Source organism: Amycolatopsis orientalis DSM 43388 (assembly GCF_000411975.1).
GTDB lineage: Bacteria > Actinomycetota > Actinomycetes > Mycobacteriales > Pseudonocardiaceae > Amycolatopsis > Amycolatopsis orientalis_D.
In genome coordinates this window covers 43,239-67,261 of record NZ_ASXG01000045.1, presented here as the reverse complement: position 1 = coordinate 67,261, position 24,023 = coordinate 43,239, and the positions used below count along the sequence as shown (strand labels likewise).

Sequence of the window (24,023 nt, the reverse complement as noted above, 5' to 3'; positions counted from 1 at the left end):
CGAGCACCAACGATCCTACGTGGGGTCCTCAGCGCTCCACGCGGGGTCGGTCGGAGCGGTTTCCCCAGGCCAGCCGCCCGCGCCGTCGCCGGCCATCGAGTTGGCCGACGCGACCTGGTTGCCGCCGCCGCGTTTCGCTTCGTACATCGCCGCATCCGCGCGCGCGAGCACCTGTTCGGCCCGCTCCTGCGGACGCAGCGACACGAGACCGATGGACAGCGTCACCCCGTGCGAAAGGTGGTGCGGCAGCGTCGCGACGGACTTGGCCGCGCGGCCGAGCGCCATCTTCGCCGCCGACGCCGGCGCGCCGGGCAGCAGTACGACGAACTCGTCGCCGCCGTAGCGGGCCACGACGTCGTCGCCGCGCAGAGCGTCGCGCAGAGTGCTTGCGACAACACGCAAAACGTTGTCGCCCTCGGCGTGCGACTGCTTGTCGTTGACGCCCTTGAACCCGTCGAGGTCGACCAGCGCGACCGCGAGCGGCTGCGCGTCCGCGGACGAAGCCAGCGAGCGCAGCCGTTCGTCGAGCGCGCGGCGGTTCGGCAGGCCGGTGAGCGGATCCTGCAGCGCCTGCTGGGTGATCGCGCCGTGCTCGGCGGAAAGCCGTTCATGCTCGCGACGCGCGTTCAGCGTGGCGATCTGCGATTCGCGCAGCGCCCACATTTCGGTTTCCAGCGCGGTCGCGTAGTCGATCAGCGACTGGCTCGCGGCCTCCGGATCGAGCCGGGCGAGCTCGCGGGAAAGGGTGAGCCGCATCGACGGCTGCGAGACGTCCTTGGCCAGCACCTCGCGGGACTCGCGCAGCACCCGCAGCGCGTCGTCGCGGCGGCCGGCCTGGTCGAGGCAGCGGGCCAGCGCGATCGCGACCAGTTCCTGCTCGTGCGGATAGTGGTGGCCGAGATGCATGCTCTGCAGCCGCTCGACGTGCTCGGCGGACGGGTTGTGCAGCGCGAGCGCCGCGGCCAGCACGCCGACCTGGTCGACCGCGGCCACCCCGATCTTGCGCGGGAACAGCGATTCGGCGAACGGGCCCTCCGCGGCCACCGCCATCGACGCGGCGGTGCGGAACTTCTCCGCGGATTCGTCGTACTGCTCGATCCGCTCGAGCCGCAGGCCCCAGCCGAGCAGCATCTTGACCCGGTTCATCAGCTGCAGGGTGATTTCGTGCGGGCTCGCGCTTTCCCGGATCGCCTGGTGCGCGCGGCCGATCACCTCTTCGGCGGCCTCGTAGACGCCGAGCTGGTTGAGCACTATCCAGCAGTCGATGAGCGCCATCGACTGCATGCGGTTCCAGTTGCGGACGCCGACCTGGCGGTCCGGGATCGTGGAATCGTCGAGGATCGCGAGCGCGCGGGCGATCTCGGTGAGCGCGGCGTCCTCCTGCGCGGCGAGCACGAGCCGGCGTCCGCGCAGCGCGTGCGCGTCCGCGCGCAGCAGCGACAGGCCGTGCCGCCGGGTGTGCGCGAGCATCTCGTCGAGCCGGGGTTCGGCCTCGGCGGCGAGACCGCGGGTGACGAGCCGGGCGAAGGCGGAGGCGCGCAGCAGCTGGGCGACGAGCGTGGGTTCACCCCGGCGGAGGGTTTCTTCGAGCAGCTCGTCCATGATCTTGACGATCTCGAGCTGGTTCTCGTGTTCCTGGCGCTGAACGGCCGCGATGAGCTCCCGCGCGCGCCCCACCAGCCACGCGTCCGACATTTCGACCAGGGTCGGGCGACGGGCGCCCGCGGGGTCGCTCGGTTCCTCGCTCAGCCGCCCCCACTCCCATCGCCCTCGCCGGATGTGCAGCTCCGCCGCCAGGATTCGAACCTGAACTGTCAGAACCAAAATCTGAAGTGCTGCCGATTACACTACGGCGGATCGGTCCAGGTCAGGATAGCGATGATCGAGGACGGGGGCGCCAGGAGGGGGAGGCGTGCGCCACAGCGCCGCCCCGGGCACCGGGCAATCGGACTTTTCGGGCCTCCACAGCGCCGGAAACCTCCTGTACCGTAACTTACGACACCGTAGGTAAGGGCACCCTTCGCAAGGGGTTGTGAGAGGAAAGAAGTGAGCGCATGACGGCCACCCTCGACCGTTCTCAGTCAGCGGGAGACCCGCCGAAGGGCCCCAAGCCGATCATCGAAGGGCAGCGGTCGATCGGGGTCCAGCTGTCGGTGTATTTCGGGGTGCTGCTGCCGATCGTGGCGTTGCTGGTCGCGGTTCCGTTCGCCTGGGGCTGGGGGCTGACCTGGCTGGACGTCGCGCTGTTCGTCGTGTTCTACGGGATCAGCGGCCTCGGCATCACAGTCGCCTACCACCGGCACTTCACCCACGGTTCGTTCAAGGCGAAGCCGTGGCTGCGGGTCGTGATGGCGATCTCGGGCAGCATCGCGTTGCAGGGGCCGGTGATCACCTGGGTGGCCGACCACCGGCGCCACCACGCGTTCTCCGACCGCGACGGCGACCCGCACTCGCCGTGGGCGTACGGCACCTCTCCGCTGGCCATCGCCAAGGGTTTCTGGCACGCGCACATGGGCTGGCTCTTCGAGCGCGACAAGAGCAACCAGGGCCGGTTCGCGCCGGATCTGGTGAAGGACAAGGCGATCAGCAAGGTCGACGACCTCTTCTGGCTGTGGTCGCTGGTGAGCCTGTTCGGCCCGGCGCTGCTGGGCGGCCTGATCTCGTGGTCGCTCTGGGGCGCGGTGACCGCGTTCTTCTGGGCCGGCCTGGTCCGGATCTGCGTGCTGCACCATGTGACCTGGTCGGTCAACTCGATCTGCCACATGATCGGCGAGCGCCCGTTCGCCGCCCGCGACCGTTCGGCGAACTTCTGGCCGCTGGCGATCTTCTCCTTCGGCGAGTCCTGGCACAACCTGCACCACGCCGACCCGACCTCGGCCCGGCACGGCGTGAAGCGCGGCCAGATCGACATGTCGGCGCGGCTGATCTGGATCTTCGAGAAGTTCGGCTGGGTGCACGACGTGCGGTGGCCGACCCCGCAGCGGCTGGCCCGGATCGCGGCCCAGGCCAAGTAGTTTCCCTTGGCCGGGCTTGGTTTTCCCGGCCCGCTTCTTCCCGGCGAACCCCGTCTCCCGGCGGGGTTCGTTCGTTTCCGGGCCAGGCGGACCGGCGGCTCCTGAAGCCCGCCGGACCCAAGCCCGCTACCCTGCTGCGAATGGCGGGGAGACGACGGGCGAAGCGAGAAGCAGCGGTCACCGGCGCGCGGCCGGCCGAACCGGTCGCCCGGGTGCGCATGACGGGCACCGAGCGCAGGCAGCAGTTGCTGAACGTGGCGCGTGCTCTGTTCGCCGAGAAGGGTTTCGACGGCACCTCGGTGGAGGAGATCGCCGCGCGGGCGAACGTGTCCAAACCGGTGGTTTACGAGCACTTCGGCGGCAAGGAAGGCATTTACGCCGTCGTCGTCGACCGCGAGACGCAGCTGCTGCTCGACCGGATGGTCTCGACGCTCCACGGCGGACACCCGCGGGTCATGCTGGAACAGGCGGCCGTCGCGTTGCTGAGCTACGTCGAGGATTCCCACGACGGCTTCCGCATTCTCGTCCGCGATTCGCCGGTCGCCAGTTCGACCGGCACCTTCTCGACCGTCCTCAACGACATCGCCAGCCAGGTCGAGCACATCCTCGCGCAGCAGTTCGCCGCGCGCGGGTACGAGGAGAAGCTGTCCGCGCTCTACGCACAGGCGCTGGTCGGCATGGTGGCCTTGACCGGCCAGTGGTGGCTGGACGCGCGCAAGCCGAAGCGGGACGAGGTCGCCGCGCATCTGGTGAATCTCGCGTGGAACGGGTTGTCCCACTTGGAAAACAAGCCCCGGCTGCTCGGCTGAGGCTTCAGCTGCCGGACGGCGCGTTGCTCAGATCCACGACGCAGAACAGGTTGTCGTCCGGATCGGCGAGGACGACGAAGTCCGGTTCGGGCGGGTAAAGCTCCCAGTCGACCCTTCGGGCACCGAGGCCGACGAGCCGTTCCACCTCGGCACGCTGCTCGTCAGCGGTGTCGGTGTAGAGGTCCAGGTGCAGCCGCGGCCTCGGCTCGGCGGGCGATTCGCTGCGCATCAGGCCGAGTGCGTGCGCGCCGTCGGGCTGGGCCAGCGTCCGCCAGGTCGGGCTCGCCCATTCCGGGTCTTCGACGAGTCCGAGCGCCTCGGACCAGAACCGCATCGCGCGGTCGATGTCAGCGACGCCGAGCACCGTGATCCCCAGTCGCAGCATCAGGCCAGTTTTCCTTGTGCGTGCAGGTCGTCGAGGATCAGCTGGACCGTCGCGGACACCCGGTCGCGATCGGCGTGGGCGAGCCAGCCGAACGATTCGATCTCGCTGCTCGGCTTCAATTCGCCGGTGTAGTCCGCGGTGTAGCAGGTCATCCGCACCACCACGCCTTCTGCTTTGCCGTGCGCCTGCGCTTCCCAGGTGCCGGCCAGCTGCGCGGAAGCCGGGTCCAGCGTCACGCTCAGTTCCTCGGCGATCTCGCGGACCAGCGTCTCGACGTCCGACTCGCCTTCTTCGCGTTTCCCGCCGGGCAGGTACCAGGTGTCCTTGCCTGCCGAGCGCGCGGCGAGCAGCTTGCCGTCGACCAGGTGCAGCCAGGCGACTTTGTCGATGGGGGACATGCCGGCCACCCTACCTGCGCGCTCGGCGGTCCAGGTCCGCGAGCAGGATGCGCAGGAGGTCGGCGAGTTGCTCGCGCTGCGCCGGGGTCAGCGCGGACACCAGGGTTTCCTCGTGCTCCAGCAGGTCTCCGACGGTCCGCTCGATCAGTGCGTGCCCGGCCTCGGTCAGCTCGACGTACACCGCGCGACGGTCCGAAGTGGACTTGACCCGGCGGACGTGCCCGTCGCGTTCGGCGCGGGCGGTCTGCTGGGAGATCGCGCCGGGGCTCACCCGGCAGCGTTTCGCGAGTTCGCCCGCGCTGAGCCGGTACGGCGGCCCGGCCCGGCGCAGCGTGCTGAGCAGGGTGCGGGTCGAGGCGTCCATGCCGAGTTCGAGCATGGTCGCGCGCCGGTCGTCCTCCAGCAGTTTCGCGATGTGCCAGATCCGCGTGATCACGCCGATGGACGACACCGGCGTGCCCGGCCGCTCCCGCAGCCACGCCCGCTGAATCTCGTCCACCTCGTCGCTTGACGGGTTTTCCCCGCTGTCGGTACCGTCGTCCACGGGAGTTACTTTAGCAATAAAGGATGTGCGGATGAATCGGGAAGCAGTGGTGACCGGGGGCGGTACCGGAATCGGGTACGCGATCGCCGCGGCGCTGGTCCGGGCCGGTGACCGGGTGACGATCACCGGCCGCCGCGAGGACGTGCTCACCGAGGCGGCGACGCTGCTGGGCGCGCGGGCGGTGTGCTTCGACGCGAGTGATCCGGAAGCCGTCGAGGCCGCGCGGGACCAGCTGCCCGAGCGGGTCGACGTGCTGGTGAACAACGCTGGGGGCAACACCGATTTCCTGCGTGCGGACAACGGAGGCCTGAAAGCGCTCGACGCTGCCTGGACGGCCAACATCCGGGCGAATCTGTTCAGTGCCGCGTTCGTGACGACGGCGCTCAAGGAGCGGCTGGCCGACAACGGCCGCATCGTCACCATCGGCTCGATCGCCGGGCACACCGGTGCGGAATCGTATGGCTGGGCGAAAGCCGCGGTGGAAGTGTGGAATACCGAAACCGCGCGGCAATTCGGACCGCGGGGGATCACCGCGAACATCGTCGCGCCGGGGCTGATCGTGGACACCGAATTCTTCCGCGGGAAACTGTCGGCCGAACGGCAGGAGCGGCTGATCGAGAACACGATGACGAAACGCGCGGGCAAGCCGGAGGATGTCGCCGAGGTCGTGCGGTTCCTGGCGTCGCCGGAAGCAGGGCACATCACCGGTCAGGTCGTGCACGTGAACGGTGGCGCGTACCCCGGCTGACCTCAGCGGGGAGTCACGCGCAGTACTTTGTCGTTGCTGCCGTTGGAAGTCGTCACGTACAGCGATCCGTCCGGTGCGCTTCGGGCCGCGCGCAACCGGCCGAATTTGTCGTTGAATTCCGCCGGGAGCGTCACTCCGGTGACCTTCGCGGCCGCGTCCAGGTGCAGCAGCAGGAGCTTCTGCCCCTTCAACGCGACCACGACCAGCGCGCCTTCGTTCGCGCCCCATTGCTTGCCGGTGAGGAAGGCGTCGCCGCTGGTCGCCTCGGTGATCTGCCCGGTGGTCCACAGTGGACGAACAGCGTCCGGGAACCGTTTGGTGTCGGTCATCGGCACGCTCTCGTCGTAACTGGCGTCGGTGCCGCCCTTCGACGGATCCCAGCCGTAATTCCCGCCTGGCCGAAGGAGATTCACCTCGTCATCGAACGCCGGACCGTGTTCGGAGGTGACTACCTGGCCGGTGCCGGGCCGGATCGCGACGCCCTGCACGTTGCGGTGGCCATAGGTGTAGATCCGGCGTTCGTTCGGGTCGCTGGAGGACAGGAAAGGGTTGCCCGGCAACGGTTCTCCGGTCTTCGCGTCGATCCGCAGCACCTTGCCGCCGAGACTGTGCCGGTCTTGCGCCACGGTGGACCGCGCGGTGTCGCCGGTGCCGACGAGCAGCGCGCCGTCCGGAGCGAGGGTGGGGCGGCAGCCGGAGTGCCGTCCGCTCGGGTTCACCGGCAGACCGGTCAGCAGGTCGCGGGCCTTCGCCGCGCTCGCGCCGTCGTCGGCGAGCCGCCAGGTGACGAGCCGGATGTCCACCGCGCGGCCGTTTTCCTGGTGGGTCTGGCAGGTGGTGAACTCGCGCGACGTCGCGAAGTCCGCGGCGAGGACCAGGCCCATCAGGCCGCCTTCTCCCTGCACGAGGACGTCGGAGAAATCGGCGCGCACTTCGGTCGTCCGGCCGTCTCGGACCAGCGCGAGCTTGCCGGGCCGCTGCGGCACGAGCAGCGAGCCGTCGGGCAGGAAGGCGACGTCCCATGCGTGTTCGAGGCCGTTCGCGACCTCCTGCACGGCGAATCCGCCCGGCTCCGGCTTTTCCGGAGCACTCGCCGGCGCAGCCGAGCAGGCGGCGAGCAGCAGGAGCGCGGCGAGCAACGCGACGAGACGCATGTGTCCAGCATGCCCCGATTCAGCCGCCGGGACGTACCAATCCGGACTCATACGCGAACACGACCGCGTGCACGCGGTCGCGCAGTCCGAGCTTGTTCAGCAACCGTCCGACGTGCGTCTTCACCGTCGTCTCGCCGATGAACAGCGTCGCGGCGATTTCGGTGTTCGACAATCCGCGCGCGATCAGGCCGAGCACGTCCTTCTCGCGCTCGGTCAGCGTCTGGAGTCTCTGCTCGTCCAGCGGCGTCCGGTGCGCGCTGAGATAGCGGTCGAGCAGGCGTTTCGTGACCGACGGCGACACCATCGCGTCGCCGCGCAGCACCCCGCGGATCGCCACCAGCATCTCGTCCGACGGCGCGTCTTTGACCAGGAATCCGCTGGCCCCGGCGCGCAGCGCGGAGTAGGCGTACTCGTCGAGGTCGAAGGTCGTGATCACCAGCACCGAGGTGTCCGGCAGTTCGGCGCAGATCTGTGCGGTGGCCGCGACGCCGTCGAGCACCGGCATCCGGACGTCCATCAGCACGAGATCCGGCCGCTGCGCGCGGGCGAGTTCGACGGCTTCCGCGCCGTCGCCCGCCTCGGCGACCACCTCCAGATCGGGCTGGCTGTCGACGATCATCCGCAAACCGACGCGCACCAGTTCCTGGTCGTCGCAGATCAGCACGGACGTCATGCGGCGTCCGTCCGCAGCGTGGCCGACACGCGGTAGCCGCCGTCCGGCAGCGCGCCGGTTTCGAGCTTTCCGTGGTACATCGCGACGCGCTGGGCCATGCCGGTGAGGCCGCGGCCGGACCCGGGCAGGCCCGCCGCGGCCGGTTGCCGTCCGCCGGTGTTGGTGACCTCGACGTGGACTTCCGGACTGGCGAAGGTGACCCGGACCCGGCCGGTCGCGTCCGGCGGCGCGTGTTTGAGCATGTTGGTCAAGGCCTCCTGGACGATGCGGTACGCCTGAAGCGCGACGCCGGCGGGCAGGTCGGCGATGTCGCCGTTGACTTCGAGGATGATGTCGCGGCCGGACTGCGCGACGAGCGTGCGCAGCTGATCGAGCGTCGGCTGCGGGGCGCGCGCGGGTTCACCGGCATGCATCACTTCTAACAGCCGTCGTAGTTCGGCGAGCGCGGAACGACCGGTTTTGCTGATCGTGTCGAGCGTACGGTCGACAGCGTCCGGGTCGTGGTGGCGGGCGAGCTTCGCTCCTTCAGCGTTCAGGACGATCACGCTCATGCTGTGCGCGAGTACGTCGTGAAGCTCGCGCGCGATCCGGGTGCGTTCCTCGGCCACTGAAGCGCGACTACGGGCTTGTTCCTCGGATGCGGCCAGCTCGGCTCGCAGCCGTTCTTCTTCGGCGAGTTGTTCCTTCGCGCGGAAGAACGCGCCGAGCGCCCAGGCCGCCAGGAACAGCGGCAGCGGGCCGAAGATGGTGAGCGTCGGGTTCAGAGTGTTGACGCCCCAGGTGAATGCCCAGAAAGCGTCCAGCCCGACGACAGCGACGGCGAAGCCGATAAACCATCTGTCGCCCGCTTTGACGAGCGTGTACAGCATCACTGCCATCGCGAGATCGCTGCGGCCGTGGTCATAGGCCCATATCTCGTTCGTATAGACGACAGCTGCTCCGATGAGGATCAAGAGCGCGACTGTGCGCGGGTAGCGGCGACGCAGCAACAGCGGCAGCAGGAACAGCATCGAAGCCAAGCGGATCAGCCATGTCTCCTGATCCGCGATGTTCGGGCCGATGGCGACGAAGACGGCGTACAGCGGCAAGTCCAGCAACCAGCGCTGCTTGCGTCCCCACATCACCAGTCCGCGCACGAAACGAACGTAACGCGCGGTCGTCGTCGCGCGCGTCGTTCCGGAGGATGGCTGTTGTCCTCCGAGCGGACGACTTTTCCCGCCGATCGAGCCGATCCGCGATGACCACGGTGCTTCCTACCGTCGAAAACATGTCGATTACCAGGGAGTTCTTCCGGCACCCGATGCGTACCGGCGCGATCGCGGCGAGTTCGGCACGGCTGGCCGAAGTGATGACTGCCGGGTTGGGCGTCGAAAGCGCGCACAGCGTCGTCGAACTAGGGCCAGGAACGGGCGTGTTCACCGAAGTGCTGCTTCGCATGCTTCAGCGCGACGCGCATTTCACCGCGGTGGAAATCAATCCGCATCTCGTACAGGAGCTACGCGAACGCTTCCCGTCGCTGCACGTTGCGGAAGGCTCCGCGGAGCACGTCGCTGCGTACGTGACCATGCCGGTCGACGTAGTGGTCTCCGGCCTGCCCTGGACGGCTATGCATGCCGCGCCACAGCAGGCGGTACTGAACGCTGTCTGCGAGGTGCTTTCGCCGCAAGGCCGCTTCACCACCTTCGCGTACGCGCACACTGCTTGGACCCCGCCAGCGCGACGATTCGCACGGTTGCTGCGAAGCCGCTTCGCGGTGGTCGAGCGCACCAGCGTGGTTTGGCGGAACCTGCCACCGGCGTACGTGTACCGCGCGGCCTTGCCGGTGCGGTCTGGACTGGACCGCTATGGACAGCCTGCTTCAGCCACTTCTTGACGCTCCCGCGCCGCTCGTCTACTTGATCTGCGCGCTGGTCATCCTGGCCGAGACGGCGTTGTTGCCCGGCATCGTGCTGCCGACGCTGTCCACCTTGCTGCTCATGGGTTTCCTGGTGCAGCGCGGGACCTTGCAACTGTGGCCAGCTCTCACTGTCTGCGTCGCGGCCGCGTTAGCGGGAGACCAGCTCGCGTACTGGGAGGGACGGCTGTGGGGCCCGAAGCTGCGTCGGTCTCGCGTAGGGCAACGGATCGGCGAAGCGAAGTGGGACAAGGCCGAAGCGGCCGTCGCGCGCTATGGCGTGCCAGCAGTCGTCCTAGGACGGTGCCTCGCGGGCGTACGCACTCTCGTGCCTCGCGTCGCGGGTTCCGCCGGACTGTCATACCGACGCTTCTTCATTGGAAGCCTGTGCGCAGCCGTGCTGTGGGCGGCCATAGAGCTGACGATGGGACAGTTCACCGGCTGGGTCGCGCCTTGAGCAGCTCCGCAGTTGAAGCGTCGGCAGGCAGGAAGGTTTCGAGACTCAGCTCGGCGACCGTCACGTCGATTGCGGTGGCGAAGTGCGTGATCGCGGTGAGCAACCGCAATTCGCCCGCCGAGCTGGACAGCTGCAGCGGCACGGCGAACCCGAGGTGGTCGCCGGACGGCTCGCCCGGCGAGGGCAGATAGCCGGTGAGTTCGTCCAGCAACGCCTGATGGCGCGGGTCGGGTCCGTTCGCCAGACCCTGGCGAGGGCGTTCGAGCACGTGCTGCGCCCAGTCGGCGAAGTTCTGGATCCGCGGCGCCAGCCCGCGCGGGTGCAACGCCAGCCGGAGCACGTTGACCGGCGGTTCGAGCAGGTCTTCGGCGACGCCCTCGGTGAGCAGCTCGAAGCTGTCGTTCGCGGCGACCAGCTCTCCGTAGCGGTTCACGACCAGCGCCGGGTACGGCTCGTGCCCGGCGAGCAGCGCGCGCAGCGAATCCAGCACCGGCGTCAGCGCGGGGTCGTCCAGCCGGGTCTCCGGGTAGACCGGCGCGTATCCGGCGGTCAGCAGCAACGCGTTGCGCTCGCGCAGCGGCAGCCCGAGCGCCTCGGCGACGCGCACCACCATGCCGCGGCCGGGCAGCGACCGGCCGCGCTCCATGAAGCTGACGTGACGTTGCGTCGTCCCGGCTTTCAGCGCGAGGTCGAGCTGGCTGAGCCGGTGTCGGGCGCGGGCGTCGCGCAAGGCGTCGGCGAACGTAGTGGGCACCCGGAGATTCTGGCCGGTGCCCGGGCCGGTCTGCCATTCCCTGCGAGGAATTGCCGGGACACCGGGCCGCGCTGGATCGTCGACGGCATGGAATTCGGACTTCTTCTCCCCGCCGGACAGGCCCAGCTCGAAGCCGGCGGCACCCCGCGTGCCCTGGTCGCCATTGCCCGCGAGGCCGAACGGCTCGGGTTCGGGTCGATCTGGGCGGGCGACTCGCTGGTGCGGCCACGGATCGAACCGCTCACCCTGCTCACCGCGATCGCGCAGGCGACTGAACGCGTCACCGTCGGGACCGCCGTGCTGCTGCCCGCGCACCGCAATCCGGTGCAGACGGCGATGACGCTGGCGTCGCTCGACCTGATCTCGGAAGGACGGCTCACGGTCGGAGTCGGCGCGGGCTTCCCCGGCTTCAGCGAGCGGGAGTTCGAGCTGGCCGGCGTCGATTTCCGGACGCGGTTCTCGCACCTGGACGACGTGGTCACGCTCTGGCGCGAGCTGTGGACCGGGCAGCCGAGCTCGTTCCACGGCAAGGTGCTGCACTACGACTGGCTGCCGTCGGCGATCCGGCCCGCGCGCCCGGAAGGTCCGCCGATCTGGCTCGGAGGCGCGACGCCGGCCGCGCTCCGCCGCACCGCTCAGCATTACGACGGCTGGCTCCCGTATCCGCCGGACCCCGCGGACTACGCGTCCGGTCTTCAGGCCATCCGCGCGGCCAGTGCTCGCACCGTCACCCCGTCGCTGTTCCTGACCGTCTACCTCGACCCCGATCCGCGGCGCGGCCAGCGCGTCCTGGAGGAATTCGCCCAGGTGAACTACGAGCGGCCGCTGGCGCACATGAGCACGATCCAGGCGACCGTGACCGGTTCGGTCTCCGAGGTCGCGGCAGCCGTGCGCCGGTACGCCGAGGCCGGGGCGGAACACGTGATGCTGCGCGTCGGCTCGGTTCAGCCCGGCGCGGTCGAGCGGCAGCTGCCCCTGTTGGCGGAGGTGATCGCCGGGGAGCGGAAACCTGTCGGTGCCGCGACGTAGGCTGGAACGGTGACCGACGCTGTACTGTCCGGACTCCTCCAAGCCATCCTTCCCGACCCGGCGCTGCGCGGCGTTGTCGAGCGCGCCGGGGCCCCGCTGCTCGAACTGCAAGGCGCTGTCGCCATCCGGCAGCTCGTGGCCGCCGCGCTGGCCGAAGACCCCGAGCGCGGCGGCGCGGGCCGTCCGGTGCTGGCCGTCACCGCTACCGGGCGCGAGGCCGACGAGCTGACCGCTTCGCTCGGCGCGCTGCTCGGCCAGGAGCGGGTGGCCGACTTCCCGTCGTGGGAGACGCTGCCGCACGAGCGCCTTTCGCCGCGTGCCGACACGGTCGGGCGGCGGCTGGAAGTGCTGCACCGGCTGCACACCGGCGACGAGGAGCTGCGGGTCGTGGTCGCGACCGTGCGCAGCCTGATCCAGCCGATGGCCCCCGGGCTCGGCTCGCTCGCGCCGATCGACCTGGTCGTCGGCGAGGAGCAGAGCTTCGAGGCCCTGCTCGAACGGCTGGTCGAGCTGGCGTACACGCGCGTGGACATGGTCGAGAAGCGCGGCGAGTTCGCGGTCCGCGGCGGCATCCTCGACCTGTTCGGGCCGACCGCGCAGCATCCGGTCCGCGTCGAGTTCTGGGGCGACGAGGTCAGCGAGATCCGCGCGTTCGCGGTGTCCGACCAGCGCTCGCTGCCCGGCGAGATCCAGCGGGTCACCGCGCCGCCGTGCCGCGAGCTGCTGCTCACGCCGGACGTCAAGGCGCGCGCGGCCGAGCTGGCCACCACCTACGAGGCCGACGCGCACCTGGCCGAAATGCTCACCAAGCTGTCCGGCGGCGTCCCGGTCGAGGGCATGGAGGCGCTCATCCCGGTGCTCTGCGAGGGCGAGCTGGCCCTGCTCACCGACGCGATGCCGGCGGGCAGCCACGTGCTGCTGGCCGACCCGGAGAAGATCCGCGCCCGCGCGGCCGACCTCGTTCGCACCGGGCAGGAGTTCCTCGAAGCGTCCTGGACCACCGCCGCGGCGGGCGGGCAGGCGCCGATCGACCTCGGCGCGTCGGCGTACCGCGACCTGTCCGAGATCGCGTCGCACGCGCAGGAGACGAAGCGCCCGTGGTGGACGCTCACCCAGCTGACCAGCGAAGACCCGGACGTGTACCGCGTCGGCATCGAGCCCGCGCCCGGCTACCGGGGCGAGCTCGAGCGCGCGATGACCGACCTGCGCGCGCACCTCGCGTCCGGCGGCACCGGCGTGCTCGTGGTCGCCGGGCAGGGCACTGCCAGCCGCGCGGTCGAGCAGCTGGTGGCGGCCGAGGTCCCGGCGAAACACGTCGAGGTGCTCTCCGACGTGCCGCCGGCCGGGGTCGTCACGGTCACCTGCGGCGGGCTCGCGGAGGGCTTCGTCTCGCCGGAGCGCGCGCTCGTGGTGCTGTCCGAAGCCGACCTGACCGGCCGCGGCGCCACCGCCGGATCGTCCACAAAGGACTTGAACACGAAGATGCCGTCGCGCCGCCGCGGCGCGGTCGACCCGCTGGCGCTCAAGGCCGGCGACTACGTGGTGCACGACCAGCACGGCATCGGCCGGTTCGTGGAGATGGTGCAGCGCACGGTCGCCGGCGCGACCCGCGAGTACCTGCTGCTGGAGTACGCGTCGTCCAAGCGCGGCCAGCCCGGCGACCGGCTGTTCGTGCCCACCGACCAGCTCGACGAGGTGTCCCGCTACGTCGGCGGCGAACTGCCCACGCTCAACAAGCTCGGCGGGTCGGACTGGAAGAACACCAAGGCACGCGCCAAAAAGGCGGTCAAGGAGATCGCCGCCGAGCTGGTGCAGCTCTACGCCGCCCGGCAAGCCGCGCCCGGCCACGCGTTCGGCCCGGACACGCCGTGGCAGTCCGAGCTGGAGGATGCCTTCCCGTTCACCGAGACCAACGACCAGCTCGCGGCCATCGACGAGGTCAAGGCGGACATGGAGCGCGGCGTCCCGATGGACCGCGTGATCTGCGGCGACGTCGGCTACGGCAAGACCGAGATCGCGGTGCGCGCGGCGTTCAAGGCGGTGCAGGACGGCAAACAGGTGGCCGTGCTCGTGCCCACCACGCTGCTCGCGCAGCAGCACCTGAACACCTTCACCGAGCGCATGCGGTCGTTCCCGGTCACCATCAAGGGCCTCTCGCGGTTCACGCACAAGGCGGAATCGGACCGGATCCTCGAACAGCTCGCCGACGGCGAGGTCGACATCGTCATCGGCACGCACCGGCTGCTGCAGACCGGCATCCGCTACAAGGACCTCGGCCTCGTGATCGTCGACGAGGAACAGCGCTTCGGCGTGGAGCACAAGGAACACATCAAGGCGCTGCGCACGCACGTCGACGTGCTCACCATGTCGGCGACACCGATCCCGCGCACGCTGGAGATGTCGCTGGCCGGCATCCGCGAGATGTCGACCATCCTCACGCCGCCGGAGGACCGGCACCCGATCTTGACTTATGTCGGCGCGTACGACGACAAGCAGGTCGCCGCCGCGGTCCGGCGCGAGCTGCTGCGCGACGGACAGGTGTTCTACGTGCACAACCGGGTGTCGTCGATCGAGAAGGCGGCGAAGCGGATCCGCGAGCTGGTGCCGGAGGCGCGCGTCGTCACCGCGCACGGGCAGATGAACGAGGACAAGCTCGAGAAGATCATCCAAGGTTTCTGGGAGAACGAATACGACGTCCTCGTCTGCACCACGATCGTCGAGACCGGCCTGGACATCTCCAACGCCAACACGCTGATCGTCGAACGCGGCGACATGCTCGGCCTCGCCCAGCTGCACCAGCTGCGCGGCCGGGTCGGGCGCGGCCGCGAGCGCGGGTACGCGTACTTCCTGTACCCGCCGGAAGCGCCGCTCACCGAGACCGCGCACGACCGGCTCGCCACCATCGCGCAGAACACCGAACTCGGCGCGGGCATGGCGGTCGCGATGAAGGACCTCGAAATCCGCGGCGCGGGCAACATCCTCGGTGCGGAACAATCCGGGCACATCGCGGGCGTCGGGTTCGACCTGTACGTCCGGCTCGTCGGCGAAGCGGTGGAGGCGTTCCGGCGGCACGCGGGCGCGGAGCCGGCGGAGGACGAGGAACTGGCCGAAGTCCGCGTCGACCTGCCGGTGGACGCGCACATCCCGCACGACTACGTCCCCGGCGAACGGCTGCGGCTCGAGGCGTACCGCAAGATCGCGTCGGCCCCGGACACCGCGGCGCTCGACGCGGTGCGCGAGGAACTGATCGACCGCTACGGCCAGCCGCCCGCCCCGGTCACCCGGCTGCTCGCGGTCGCGGCCTTCCGGCACGCCTGCCGCGCCGCCGGCGTCACCGAGGTCGCGGCGCAGGGCAACACGATCCGGTTCGCGCCGCTGCCGCTGATGGACTCGCAGCTGGTGCGGCTGAAACGCTTGTACCCCAAGGCGGTGTACAAGGCGATCACCAACACGGTGTCGGTGCCGAAGCCGACCGAAGGCCCGGCGGGCGGTCGGATGGGCGCGCCGGTGCTGCGGGACCAGGAACTGCTCGACTGGTGCACGAAGCTGTTGGCGCAGTTGACGAAAACCCCGGCGGCCGTGTGAATGGCGCGGCAGAACGGGGTCGGCGCTAGCGGCGGGTATTGAGGGCGAGGCACTGCCGCGTCCGCTCGGTCACGGGGCGCTTTTCGTTGCCGAGCGGCGGCTCAGCTGGCCGAGCAGACCTCAAACCCGGGCGGTTCCGCGGTGGCCAGCCGCAACGACACTTCTTCCTGCGGTGTCGGCAGCGCCCCGCAGCCGGACATCGGCAACGGCCGGGGACGTCGCGGCACGCGGGCTCCCGAACCGCCGCCGCGCCCCGGGTACACGAGCAGGCCGCGTTCCGGGTCCGGCACCGCGTCGAGGGCAGCGGTCACCGCGGGCAGGCTCCGGAAGCGGTCTCGCTTTTCCTCCGAGGAGAACTCGATCTCCAGCGTCACGCCCCAGCGGTGGACGTGCCACGTCCACTGTTCGGCGCCGTTGGTCAGCGCGGCCTCGGTCAGCCGGTCGCCGTGAGCACGTTGCCACGCGCTCGCCGCGAAGGCCCCGTCGAGGACTTCGATCGACAACCAAGAGTCCATATGTCGACAATAGCCCGCTGAATGCCTCGATGGTGTTGCGTTTCGAGACCATGTGAGAGGGTAGGGCCTGTGATGCGGATCATGGGGCGCCGCCGTGCGCTGGGCGCCGTTCTCGCCGGAGCTTTCCTCCTCGCCGGATGCGGTGCCGGCCCCAGTCAGGTGGGCATGGCCGCGCTCGTCGACGGTCAGGTCACCACCATCGACCAGGTTCAGGCGCTGCTCGACCGCGCCGTGCAGGAGCAGCCGTACGCCCGGCAGCTCGCCGCGCGGCATCAGCTCGACCTCGTCGGGCGCGAGATCGTCCGGCAGACGCTGCTGCACGAAGTCGTCCAGAAGGCCGCGCAGAAGGAAGGCATTTCGGTCGACGAGGCCACCGTCAGCGAGGCCATGCAACAAGATCCGCTCGCGTCGCAAGTGCCCGAGTCCGTCACGCAGGACCAGTCCGCGGCCGTCACCCAGCTCGTCTGGCGGCTGCGCGATCACCGCGAGGCCATCACCGACCAGTACCTGCAGCAGCGGATCGCGCTCAAATACCTGCCGACGCTGTCGGTGAACTTCGACTACACCAGCATCGGCGCACCGACCTCGGAGAGCCAGGCCCCGTCGATCGACCCGAAGGCCGCGCGCGCACAGGCCATCGCCAAGGCCGAGGAGTACGCGAGCAACCCGAACAAGATCCTGGCCGACATCCAGAGCGGCGCGCAGGGCAACGTGGGCCAGCAGGCCCCCGCGCTGTCGTCGCCGCAGGACGCCGCGACGGTGCTGTTCGGCGTCCCCGCGAACACCGCCATCGCGTTCCAGCCGAACCCGGCGAGCGCGCCGACCTGGTGGGTCACCGCCGTGGTGCGGAAGCGGACGACGGACTCGAAGGTCGCCACCGACCAGGTCCAGCAGCCGACCGCCGCGCAGCTGGGCGCGATCGGCGTGCGGATGCTCCAGCCGTATGTTGGCATGGTGGACTTCAAAATCAACCCGCGCTACGGCGTGTGGGACGCAGTCGGCATGAACCTCGCCCCGAGCGCGGCCGAGGTCACGGGCGTGGCCGTGCCAGTGCACGGCGGTGCTCCGGCGCAGCAGTGACCGGCACCGTAGTCCTGGTCCGGGCAGAGACCCTGCCCGCGGCCGCTTTGCCTCTCCTGCGCACCAGTGCGGTGTACGCCGCAACCGATGTCGACCCTGCTCGGTTCGGCGTGCCGCCAGTAGGCGAATCCGCCGGGGACATCGTGCTGCTCGCCGCTTCCCGAGCCGAGCCGGCCGCGGCCGCGATGCTCGCCGCCGGGGCGCAGCTGATCGAACCGCCCGTGCCGCCGCTCGTCGAAGCGGTCGAGGTCATGGACCGCCTGCGCTCCCCGGGCGGCTGCCCGTGGGACGCCCGGCAGACGCACGAATCCCTCCGGCAGTACCTGGTCGAGGAGACGTACGAACTGCTGGAAGCCATCGAGGACAACGACCGCGCGGCGCTGCGCGAGGAACTGGGCGACGTCCTCCTGCAGGTCCTCTTCCACGCCCGCGTGGCCGCCGAACACGGCCGGGCCCCCTTCACCATCGACGACGTCGCCCGAGACCTGGTGGACAAACTGGTCGGCCGCCACCCGAACGTCTTCGCCGACGCGGCCCGGATCGCCTCGGCCGAGCACCAGGAACTGAAGTGGGAAGAACTGAAGCAGGCCGAGAAGCAACGTAAGTCCATTGTAGACGGAGTGGCGCTGGGTCAGCCCGCGGTCGCCCTCGCCGGAAAACTGGGCCAGCGCAGCGGCCGGGCCGGGATCCCGCTGGACCTGTTCCCGCAGGACTCCTCGGCTCCCGCCCAGCTTTTCCGCACGGCGGCAATCGCCCGCCGCGGCGGATTGGATCCCGAGGGAGAGCTGCGGGCTGTGGCGAAGCAGTTCGCCCGCGACATCCGCGCGGCGGAGGCGGCCGCTCGCAAAGCCGGGGTGGAACCGTCGACGCTGGAGGCGGAGGGCTGGCGGAAGTTCTGGCCTTCGGCTTGAGCCGTTTTGGTGCGCTGCATGGGGTTTCGCTGAGGCTGTTGGATCTTTGACCCCGTCCGGTCGATGCGGCGACGTGCCCGTGGTGCTCCGCAGCTGTTCGACGACGTTGTCCGGCAGTGCGTCGGCGTAGTCCGGGGCTGGTGTGCTGCCTCGGCTGTGCGGCCAGTCCCGCGCTTCCTCGACGGCCCTCACCCGAACGACGGAGACCCCGTTCTATCCGCCCGCGCCTCCGCTCCCGCCCGGGCACGATTGCCCCGGCGGTAGAACCGCCTCGGCTTGATCTGTGATCCAGATCACTCATTTTGGAGAACCGGAAGCGCGGAGGTGGCGTCTTGCCGGGTGTGAAGCACAAGCCACCCAGGGAGCCGGACGAGGAACGCCTCCTCCGGCGCATTGCCCGCGGCGACCGTGCGGCGTTCGAAGAGCTCTACCGCCGCACGTCGCCGTGGCTCGCGATCCGCCTGCGGCACCGCTGCTCCGACGACCAGATCATCGCGGAGGTGATGCAGGAGACCTACCTCGCCGTGTGGCGCGCCGCGGGTTCGTTCGCGGGCGTCGTCGCCGGCGGCTCCGCCGTGGGCTGGGTGTGGACGATCGCGGTGCGGCGGCTCATCGACGCGTTCCGCCGGCGGGCACACCACGCGCATCCGCCGCCCGGAGTGCACGAGTCGCTGTCCGCGCCCGCCGCCGAGGAGGAGGCGCTCGCGGGCACGGTCGGCGATTCGGTGGGCGATGCCCTGCGCAGCCTCGCGCCGGAGCTGCGCGAGGTCCTGCAGGCGATGGTGCTCGACGGGTTGTCGGTGCGGGAGACCGCGATCCTGCTGGGTCTGCCGGAGGGCACGGTCAAAACCCGGGCCCGCCGTGCCCGGATCGCGATGCGGGAGGCGTTGTCGTGAAACCAGGACTGTCGGAAGGAGGTCAGGCCATGAACCACGTATCCGACCGGATGCTCGCCGGTTACGTCGCCGGGCGCGAACTGCCGGGGGACGAGGCATGGGCGATCGAAGGGCACCTGGAGAAGTGCGCGCAATGCCGGGCGCGGCTCGCCGGTGCGTCCACCGCCGAAGTAGCCGGGCTGCTCGACACGGTGTGGGCCGGGCTGGAGCCGAGCCTCGCCGAGGCGCCGCAACCGAAGCCGCGCCGGGTCGCGGGGTGGCTGCATTGCTGGGCGACTCCGGTGATGGTGCCCTGGCTGTTGATGGTCCTGGTGGTCGGCGCGCTGTCGGTCTACCTCGACCGGTCGCTCCGCGAACCGCTGTCGTTCGTGCAATTGCTTTCCCCGGTGCTGCCGGTCTTCGGGGTGGCGGCGGCGTGGTCGCGCGGGCTGGATCCGTCGTATGAACTCACCGCGGCCACGCCGCGCGCCGGGCTGGAGCTGATCCTGCGGCGGACCACGGCGGTCGTGGTGCCGGTGCTGGCGGTGCTGCTCGCCGCGGGCTGGCTGGTGGGCGCGCGGATGGGCTTCGGGCTGCTGCCGAGTCTCGCGTTCACCACGGGGACCCTCGCGCTCGGCACGTTCATCGGGGTCGCCTGGGCGGCCTCGATCCTGGTCGGCTTGTGGATCGGCGCGCTGGTGGTGCCGAGCGTCGCGTTCGGGGGCTCGGTCCTGCTGGAGGACGTCGCGTGGCCGGGCTGGCTGGCGGCCGTCGTCGTCGCGACCGGGTTCGTCGTGCTTCGCCGGAACACCTTCACGCAGCTTGCTGCACAGCACTGACGGAAACGAGAGGGGACACCGATGCGGGCTGTCGAAGCCGCCGAGGTCGCTCCGGCGACCTACGCCTGGGAAATCCAAGCCGAGGCACTGAAAGTGCGGGTCGGCCGCAAGAAGATGGCAGTCGACGGACTCGACCTCGCGCTCGGCACGGGCGTGCACGGGCTGCTCGGGCCGAACGGCGCGGGCAAGACCACCTTGATCCGCACCCTGGCCACGGTGCTGCGGCCGACGGAAGGCAAGCTGACGCTGCTCGGAGAGCCGATCGGGGGGCGCTTCGACCAGCGCGTGCTGCGCCGCCGGATCGGATATCTGCCGCAGACCTTCGGCTACTACAAGCGGTTCACCGTCCGCGAGTTCGTCGAATACCTGGCGTGGCTCAAGGAAATGCCCAAGCGGGAGGTGCCCGGTGCAGTGCAGCGCGCGATCGAGCGGGTCGGCCTCGCCGAACGCGCGGAGGACAAACTGAAGACGCTGTCCGGCGGCATGATTCGCCGGGTCGGCATCGCGCAGGCGATCGTGAACGATCCGGTGCTCCTGCTGCTCGACGAACCCACCGCAGGGCTCGATCCGGCGCAGCGCGTGCGGTTCCGGGAACTGCTGCAGGAAATCGGCCGCGACGCGTGCGTCGTCGTGTCCACGCACCTGGTCGAAGACGTAGCCGCGGCGTGCTCGGACGTCGTCCTCTTCGCCGCCGGGAAGCTGGTTTTCCAGGGCACGCCGGCCGATCTGGCCGCGGCGGGCAGCGAGGCCGACGTCGGCGACAGCCCGATCGAGCGCGGTTATTCGGCGCTGCTCGGCCATGCCCAGGGGAAGGGGGCCTGGTGATGAGCGCGTTCCGGATCGAACTCCGGCGCACCATCGCTCCCTGGGTACCGGTCGCGATGCTGGTGGTGAGTCTTGGCTTGCTCGTGTTTTCGCGCGGGCCGTGGAACCACACTTCCGCGGCTTGGAACGCGACGTGGCTGACGTCGGTGCGGTGGTCGCGCTACCTGCTGGTGCTGATGTGGCCGATCATCGTCGGGGCCGCGGCGATCCAGGGCATGCGAGACGCCCGCGCCGGCGTCGGCGAACTGTTCGGCTCCACGCCCCGGCCCGCCGGGCACCGAGCCGCCACGCTCGGGCTCGCACTGGGGCTCAGCGCGGCGGTGGGCTATCTGGTGCTCGTGGCCGCCGGAGTCGGGCAGGTCGTGGCGAAGGGCGGGCTGTTCACCACGGCCTGGGTGATGCAACTGGTGCTCGGCGTGCTGTCCGTGCTCGCCGGCGTGGCACTGGGACTCGGGCTCGGGCGGCTCCTGCCGTATCCGATCACTGCTCCGGTGCTCGCCGTGCTCGCTCTGGCGGGCGGGCTCTTCGCGCAGGTGTCGGGCACGACCGGAGCGGCCCCGAACGCGGTGGTGCTGCTCGGGATCGGGCAAGTGCAGCCGCGCGGTCCGTTCGACCTGCCGAGTCCGGCGGTGGAACTCGGGCAGCTGAGCTGGCTGCTCGGGCTCACCGTCGCGGGAATCCTGTTGCTGCTGGCCAGTTCTGCGCGCACCAAGCTGCTCGCCCTGCTCCCGGTGGCGGCCGGGCTGGCGGTGGCCTTGCCGCTCTTCCCCGCCTCGCCCAAGGACAACTACGTCCCGGACCAGACCGCGGCCGCGCTCGTCTGCGACGGTCCGGTGTGCGTCACGCGCTTGCACGAAGATTGGCTGTCCACTGTGGCCGGACCTGGAAAGGAAGCGTTGCGGCGGTTGGCGAAACTGCCACAGCATCCAGTCCGGGTCGAGGAATCGGCCGAGTCGTTCCGCGCCACCAAAGTCGGCCCGAGGGATCCTTCTCGCCTGTTGGTCCAGCAGGACGACTACGCACTGTGGGAAAAGAGCGGCCCCAGCCTCACCATGACGCTGCTGAACGGGGCCGGAACAGTGCCCTGCCACGCCGCGTCCTACGGCGGGGAGAAGAACGACCGTGAGGACGCCGCGCGCTGGGTGATGGCGCAGTGGTTGCTTGGCTCCTACACCCCGCCGTCCTCGGAGCGGCAGCCTCCGCTGCGCCCCAAGACGGACTCAGCGTGGGCCGCTCTGAAGGCAGTGCCGGAGGCGGAGCAGACCGCCCGGATCGCCGCGGCTCGGCAGGCGGAGCTGACCTGCACTGGTGCCCCGTTGAGGATTCTCCTGGAAGGTGCGCGCTAATGCGGTGGACAGCGCTGTATGTGCGTTCGCGCCACCTAGCGGTGTCGCTGGTGGCAGTGGTGCTCTGCGCCGCCGTTCTCCCGCTCGTGCTCGGCGACAACTGGTCCACGTTCTTCGCGGCGATCAGTCTCGGAGCCGCGGTCGCGGTGGCGGGCGTGGGTCTCAGCGGGCAGGACCTCGACCTGGACCGCACCGCCTCCTTCCGCTGGCCGCCTCGGCGACTAGCACACCTGCTGGCGATCGGTGCGGTGTCCGCTGGAGTCCTGCTTGCCGCACAACCCTTTGTCGACCTCCCGATGGCTCCCGTCTGGATCCTGCGCGACGCGGCCGGACTCCTCGGTCTGACCGGGCTGGCGGCCACGTTCTTCGGCGGCCAGTTCGGCTGGACGCTCCCCTTGGGCTGGGCGATGACGGCGGTGGTCATCCCGACAGCCACCGACCAGGTCTACGACGTCGTGGCTTGGCCGGTGGCGACGGCGGACTCGACAGCGGCGTGGTGGACGGCCGGGCTGTTGTTCGTGGCGGGAACGGCGGCATACACCGCCGCGGGCGGTCGTCGATGATCGGGCGGGAGGGCAAGCCGGCCACGGCCCCGTCCCTCCCCCGGGCAGGGGCGGGACCGCGGACCGGCGCGGCTTCAGACGTTGCGGTTGTTCGGCTTCACCTCCAGCGGTGCGCGGTCGGGGTCCTCGATGCCCATGCTGATGATGCGTTGCGGGTGAATGCGGATGACGGCTCCGTCGAGGTGACCGTCCGGTTCGAAGGCGTCCGGCACGGCTTCCGCCCGGCCGCGGATCTCCAAGCAGCGGATGCGCATCGGTTTCGTCGAGGGCTGGTCGTCGATCACGATGGCGACCCGGCCGTTCGCCTCGACGTTGCGGTACTTCCGGCTTTCCGTCAGGTGGTACCCGCTCACGTCGATCGTCCGCGTCTCCGGGTTCCAGGCGAACGCGACCGGGCTGACCTGCAGGGTTCCGTTCGGCTGCTGCGTGGCGATCCGGGCGAGGGGCTGGTCGGCCAGGTAGCTGAGCTCTGCTTCGGTGAACATGCACCTACCGTGCAAGTTCAAGTTTGCTTGAAGTCAAGCGCACGCGGGGAAGCACGTGCTCGGCGAACCGCCGCATCTCCGCTTCGAAGGGCTGGAATTGCAGCATAAACGTCTCGATACCCAGGTCAGCCCACTCGCGGATGCGCTGGGCGACGGTGTCGTAGCTGCCGACCAGGCCGGCCGCGGTGCCGCCGTTCGTGCCGATGTGCGGGTACTTCGCGAACGTCTGGAACATCACCGCCTTCGGATCGGCGTCGGCGACCAGCGCCTCCCACCGCGCCTTGCCCGCCTCGGCCAGTTCCCACAGCGCCGCCAGTTCGGCTTGCGCCTCGGCGTCGGTTTCGCGCGCTACCACGAACGCGGACAGTCCAAAACGGACCGGTGCGCCAACGCGCGGGCGGGCGGCGACGTCCTCGATCAGCTTGGCGACGTTCTCTTTCGGCTGCCCGTTGATGAACCACACGTCGGCCTTGTCCGCGACCAGCGCTCGCGCCGGGTCCGATTCGCCGCCGACGTACACGGTCGGGGCCGAACCGGCGGGCCGCAGCTGATACCCGTCGACCTGGAAATGCTTGCCCTCGAACGAAACGCGCTCGCCGGCGAGCAGTCCGCGCACCACGCTGATCCATTCGCGGCCGTACTCGTACCGTGCGTCGTGCTCGGCGAACGGAATGCCCGCACGCGCCAGTTCCGGCTTATACCAGGCGTTGACCAGGTTCAGCCCGAACCGCCCGCCGCTGATCTCCTGGATCTGCAGCGCCTGCTTCGCGAGCACCACCGGATGCACGAGATACGGCTTGATCGCCGCGATGATCTCGATCCGCTCGGTGAGCGCGGCCAGCGCCGCCGCGGATGTCCAGGTCTCCAGCTGGTCCAGTTCGTCGCCGAACGGGTTCACCACGTGCTGCGCGATGAGCGTCGAGTCGAAGCCGAGCCGGTCTGCCTCGACGATCAACCGGCGGTTGCGCTCCCAGCTGGCGTCCACCGGATCGTCCGGATGATCGAAGGGGCCCCACGACCCGTAGACGACCGCCCATACCCCGAACCGCGGCTGTGCCACAGCGACCACGACCGAACTCCTCACCTCGCGCGGACGAACGCGGTCACCGTCGCTGGCCCGGAAGGCGCCGGCAACCGGTC

The 24,023-nt window shown here is 69.9% G+C and carries 25 protein-coding genes and 1 tRNA gene; 14 read left to right on the top strand and 12 right to left on the bottom strand.

What is annotated here, in order from left to right; genetic code table 11:
* Positions 1–15: 15 nt before the first annotated feature.
* Both L942_RS08040 and L942_RS08035 read right to left on the bottom strand, forming a co-directional pair.
* Positions 16–1,695 (bottom strand): GGDEF domain-containing protein, encoded by a 1,680-nt coding sequence (locus tag L942_RS08040; protein ID WP_051165793.1) that lies wholly within the window; start codon positions 1,693–1,695, stop codon positions 16–18.
* A gap of 90 nt (positions 1,696–1,785) precedes the next feature.
* Positions 1,786–1,857, bottom strand: a tRNA-Gln gene (locus tag L942_RS08035).
* 197 nt (positions 1,858–2,054) lie between these two features.
* Here L942_RS08035 and L942_RS08030 point away from each other — a divergent pair.
* Both L942_RS08030 and L942_RS08025 read left to right on the top strand, forming a co-directional pair.
* Positions 2,055–3,014, top strand: a complete 960-nt coding sequence (locus tag L942_RS08030; RefSeq protein WP_037357080.1) for an acyl-CoA desaturase — start codon at positions 2,055–2,057, stop codon at positions 3,012–3,014.
* Positions 3,015–3,232: 218 nt separating this feature from the next.
* Positions 3,233–3,823 carry a TetR/AcrR family transcriptional regulator gene (locus L942_RS08025; RefSeq protein ID WP_037357077.1) on the top strand — a complete coding sequence of 197 codons (591 nt, stop codon included), beginning with the start codon at positions 3,233–3,235 and terminating at the stop codon, positions 3,821–3,823.
* A 4-nt stretch (positions 3,824–3,827) separates the two neighbouring features.
* Here L942_RS08025 and L942_RS08020 read toward each other — a convergent pair whose 3' ends face one another.
* The 3 genes from L942_RS08020 to L942_RS08010 are packed head-to-tail and all read right to left on the bottom strand — an operon-like array spanning position 3,828 to position 5,150.
* On the bottom strand, positions 3,828–4,208 hold the full coding sequence (locus L942_RS08020; RefSeq protein ID WP_037357074.1) for a VOC family protein: 381 nt from the start codon (positions 4,206–4,208) through the stop codon (positions 3,828–3,830).
* A complete protein-coding gene (locus L942_RS08015) occupies positions 4,208–4,606 on the bottom strand; it encodes an NUDIX hydrolase (RefSeq protein WP_037357194.1) in 399 nt (132 codons plus the stop codon). Before L942_RS08015 ends, L942_RS08020 begins: the two co-directional genes overlap by 1 nt.
* 10 nt (positions 4,607–4,616) lie before the next feature.
* Positions 4,617–5,150, bottom strand: coding sequence for a MarR family winged helix-turn-helix transcriptional regulator (locus tag L942_RS08010; RefSeq protein ID WP_037357072.1), 534 nt, complete (start codon positions 5,148–5,150; stop codon positions 4,617–4,619).
* A gap of 25 nt (positions 5,151–5,175) precedes the next feature.
* On the opposite strand from L942_RS08010, the gene L942_RS08005 reads away from it, so the two are divergent.
* A complete protein-coding gene (locus L942_RS08005) occupies positions 5,176–5,898 on the top strand; it encodes an SDR family oxidoreductase (RefSeq protein ID WP_162472737.1) in 723 nt (240 codons plus the stop codon).
* Positions 5,899–5,900: 2 nt separating this feature from the next.
* Here L942_RS08005 and L942_RS08000 read toward each other — a convergent pair whose 3' ends face one another.
* Genes L942_RS08000 through L942_RS07990 form a run of 3 tightly spaced genes read right to left on the bottom strand, consistent with a single transcriptional unit; the run spans position 5,901 to position 8,846 of the window.
* Positions 5,901–7,052 (bottom strand): PQQ-dependent sugar dehydrogenase, encoded by a 1,152-nt coding sequence (locus L942_RS08000; protein WP_037357066.1) that lies wholly within the window; start codon positions 7,050–7,052, stop codon positions 5,901–5,903.
* Between the two features lie 19 nt (positions 7,053–7,071).
* Positions 7,072–7,725 carry a response regulator gene (locus tag L942_RS07995; protein WP_037357063.1) on the bottom strand — a complete coding sequence of 218 codons (654 nt, stop codon included), beginning with the start codon at positions 7,723–7,725 and terminating at the stop codon, positions 7,072–7,074.
* On the bottom strand, positions 7,722–8,846 hold the full coding sequence (locus tag L942_RS07990) for a sensor histidine kinase (RefSeq protein WP_106964829.1): 1,125 nt from the start codon (positions 8,844–8,846) through the stop codon (positions 7,722–7,724). Before L942_RS07990 ends, L942_RS07995 begins: the two co-directional genes overlap by 4 nt.
* A 116-nt stretch (positions 8,847–8,962) precedes the next feature.
* Here L942_RS07990 and L942_RS07985 point away from each other — a divergent pair, with 116 nt between their 5' ends.
* Both L942_RS07985 and L942_RS07980 read left to right on the top strand, forming a co-directional pair.
* Positions 8,963–9,598: a methyltransferase domain-containing protein gene (locus tag L942_RS07985; RefSeq protein WP_106964828.1), complete on the top strand. Its 636-nt coding sequence runs from the start codon at positions 8,963–8,965 to the stop codon at positions 9,596–9,598.
* Positions 9,570–10,076: a DedA family protein gene (locus tag L942_RS07980; RefSeq protein ID WP_037357060.1), complete on the top strand. Its 507-nt coding sequence runs from the start codon at positions 9,570–9,572 to the stop codon at positions 10,074–10,076. The genes L942_RS07985 and L942_RS07980 overlap by 29 nt, the downstream gene beginning before the upstream one ends.
* Here L942_RS07980 and L942_RS07975 read toward each other — a convergent pair.
* A complete protein-coding gene (locus tag L942_RS07975) occupies positions 10,054–10,830 on the bottom strand; it encodes a helix-turn-helix transcriptional regulator (RefSeq protein ID WP_037357057.1) in 777 nt (258 codons plus the stop codon). The two genes, L942_RS07980 and L942_RS07975, sit on opposite strands and share 23 nt — an antisense overlap.
* An 87-nt stretch (positions 10,831–10,917) precedes the next feature.
* Here L942_RS07975 and L942_RS07970 point away from each other — a divergent pair, with 87 nt between their 5' ends.
* Together L942_RS07970 and mfd are read left to right on the top strand one after the other, a co-directional pair.
* The gene (locus L942_RS07970) at positions 10,918–11,859 is read left to right on the top strand and encodes an LLM class flavin-dependent oxidoreductase (protein ID WP_037357054.1); all 942 of its coding nucleotides are present in this window, start codon (positions 10,918–10,920) and stop codon (positions 11,857–11,859) included.
* A gap of 24 nt (positions 11,860–11,883) precedes the next feature.
* Positions 11,884–15,444: a transcription-repair coupling factor gene (gene mfd / locus L942_RS07965; protein WP_037357191.1), complete on the top strand. Its 3,561-nt coding sequence runs from the start codon at positions 11,884–11,886 to the stop codon at positions 15,442–15,444.
* 101 nt (positions 15,445–15,545) lie between these two features.
* Here the strand turns inward: mfd and L942_RS07960 are convergent, their stop codons facing one another.
* Positions 15,546–15,959, bottom strand: a complete 414-nt coding sequence (locus tag L942_RS07960) for a hypothetical protein (protein ID WP_037357051.1) — start codon at positions 15,957–15,959, stop codon at positions 15,546–15,548.
* 81 nt (positions 15,960–16,040) lie between these two features.
* Here L942_RS07960 and L942_RS07955 point away from each other — a divergent pair, with 81 nt between their 5' ends.
* The 7 genes from L942_RS07955 (at position 16,041) to L942_RS07925 (ending at position 22,398) form a co-directional block, all read left to right on the top strand.
* On the top strand, positions 16,041–17,039 hold the full coding sequence (locus tag L942_RS07955) for a hypothetical protein (RefSeq protein ID WP_326929322.1): 999 nt from the start codon (positions 16,041–16,043) through the stop codon (positions 17,037–17,039).
* The gene (locus L942_RS07950) at positions 17,036–17,950 is read left to right on the top strand and encodes a MazG family protein (RefSeq protein ID WP_037357045.1); all 915 of its coding nucleotides are present in this window, start codon (positions 17,036–17,038) and stop codon (positions 17,948–17,950) included. Before L942_RS07955 ends, L942_RS07950 begins: the two co-directional genes overlap by 4 nt.
* A 341-nt stretch (positions 17,951–18,291) precedes the next feature.
* Positions 18,292–18,846 (top strand): RNA polymerase sigma factor, encoded by a 555-nt coding sequence (locus L942_RS07945; protein ID WP_037357042.1) that lies wholly within the window; start codon positions 18,292–18,294, stop codon positions 18,844–18,846.
* Positions 18,847–18,875: 29 nt separating this feature from the next.
* Positions 18,876–19,664 (top strand): zf-HC2 domain-containing protein, encoded by a 789-nt coding sequence (locus tag L942_RS07940; RefSeq protein ID WP_037357039.1) that lies wholly within the window; start codon positions 18,876–18,878, stop codon positions 19,662–19,664.
* 21 nt (positions 19,665–19,685) lie between these two features.
* Positions 19,686–20,489, top strand: a complete 804-nt coding sequence (locus tag L942_RS07935) for an ABC transporter ATP-binding protein (protein WP_037357036.1) — start codon at positions 19,686–19,688, stop codon at positions 20,487–20,489.
* The gene (locus tag L942_RS07930; protein ID WP_037357033.1) at positions 20,489–21,835 is read left to right on the top strand and encodes a hypothetical protein; all 1,347 of its coding nucleotides are present in this window, start codon (positions 20,489–20,491) and stop codon (positions 21,833–21,835) included. Before L942_RS07935 ends, L942_RS07930 begins: the two co-directional genes overlap by 1 nt.
* Positions 21,835–22,398 carry a hypothetical protein gene (locus L942_RS07925; RefSeq protein ID WP_037357030.1) on the top strand — a complete coding sequence of 188 codons (564 nt, stop codon included), beginning with the start codon at positions 21,835–21,837 and terminating at the stop codon, positions 22,396–22,398. The genes L942_RS07930 and L942_RS07925 overlap by 1 nt, the downstream gene beginning before the upstream one ends.
* Before the next feature lie 74 nt (positions 22,399–22,472).
* On the opposite strand, the gene L942_RS07920 is transcribed toward L942_RS07925, so the two are convergent.
* Together L942_RS07920 and L942_RS07915 are read right to left on the bottom strand one after the other, a co-directional pair.
* A complete protein-coding gene (locus L942_RS07920; protein ID WP_037357027.1) occupies positions 22,473–22,883 on the bottom strand; it encodes a PPOX class F420-dependent oxidoreductase in 411 nt (136 codons plus the stop codon).
* Between the two features lie 4 nt (positions 22,884–22,887).
* Complete coding sequence (locus tag L942_RS07915) at positions 22,888–23,952, bottom strand: LLM class flavin-dependent oxidoreductase (protein ID WP_235078953.1); 1,065 nt, start codon at positions 23,950–23,952, stop codon at positions 22,888–22,890.
* Between the last annotated feature and the right edge of the window lie 71 nt (positions 23,953–24,023).

Excerpts from the sequence above, each read along its gene's own strand:
- L942_RS07940 (WP_037357039.1), top strand. The coding sequence starts at position 18,876 with ATGAACCACGTATCCGACCGGATGCTCGCCGGTTACGTCGCCGGGCGC.
- L942_RS07990 (WP_106964829.1), bottom strand. The coding sequence starts at position 8,846 with ATGTGGGGACGCAAGCAGCGCTGGTTGCTGGACTTGCCGCTGTACGCC.
- L942_RS07960 (WP_037357051.1), bottom strand. The coding sequence starts at position 15,959 with ATGGACTCTTGGTTGTCGATCGAAGTCCTCGACGGGGCCTTCGCGGCG.
- L942_RS07985 (WP_106964828.1), top strand. The coding sequence starts at position 8,963 with ATGACCACGGTGCTTCCTACCGTCGAAAACATGTCGATTACCAGGGAG.
- L942_RS08000 (WP_037357066.1), bottom strand. The coding sequence starts at position 7,052 with ATGCGTCTCGTCGCGTTGCTCGCCGCGCTCCTGCTGCTCGCCGCCTGC.
- L942_RS07935 (WP_037357036.1), top strand. The coding sequence starts at position 19,686 with ATGCGGGCTGTCGAAGCCGCCGAGGTCGCTCCGGCGACCTACGCCTGG.
- L942_RS07925 (WP_037357030.1), top strand. The coding sequence starts at position 21,835 with ATGCGGTGGACAGCGCTGTATGTGCGTTCGCGCCACCTAGCGGTGTCG.
- L942_RS08015 (WP_037357194.1), bottom strand. The coding sequence starts at position 4,606 with ATGTCCCCCATCGACAAAGTCGCCTGGCTGCACCTGGTCGACGGCAAG.
- L942_RS07980 (WP_037357060.1), top strand. The coding sequence starts at position 9,570 with ATGGACAGCCTGCTTCAGCCACTTCTTGACGCTCCCGCGCCGCTCGTC.
- L942_RS08040 (WP_051165793.1), bottom strand. The coding sequence starts at position 1,695 with ATGTCGGACGCGTGGCTGGTGGGGCGCGCGCGGGAGCTCATCGCGGCC.
- L942_RS07955 (WP_326929322.1), top strand. The coding sequence starts at position 16,041 with ATGGGGCGCCGCCGTGCGCTGGGCGCCGTTCTCGCCGGAGCTTTCCTC.
- L942_RS07995 (WP_037357063.1), bottom strand. The coding sequence starts at position 7,725 with ATGACGTCCGTGCTGATCTGCGACGACCAGGAACTGGTGCGCGTCGGT.
- L942_RS07970 (WP_037357054.1), top strand. The coding sequence starts at position 10,918 with ATGGAATTCGGACTTCTTCTCCCCGCCGGACAGGCCCAGCTCGAAGCC.
- L942_RS08020 (WP_037357074.1), bottom strand. The coding sequence starts at position 4,208 with ATGCTGCGACTGGGGATCACGGTGCTCGGCGTCGCTGACATCGACCGC.
- L942_RS07930 (WP_037357033.1), top strand. The coding sequence starts at position 20,489 with ATGAGCGCGTTCCGGATCGAACTCCGGCGCACCATCGCTCCCTGGGTA.
- L942_RS07920 (WP_037357027.1), bottom strand. The coding sequence starts at position 22,883 with ATGTTCACCGAAGCAGAGCTCAGCTACCTGGCCGACCAGCCCCTCGCC.
- L942_RS08030 (WP_037357080.1), top strand. The coding sequence starts at position 2,055 with ATGACGGCCACCCTCGACCGTTCTCAGTCAGCGGGAGACCCGCCGAAG.
- L942_RS08025 (WP_037357077.1), top strand. The coding sequence starts at position 3,233 with ATGACGGGCACCGAGCGCAGGCAGCAGTTGCTGAACGTGGCGCGTGCT.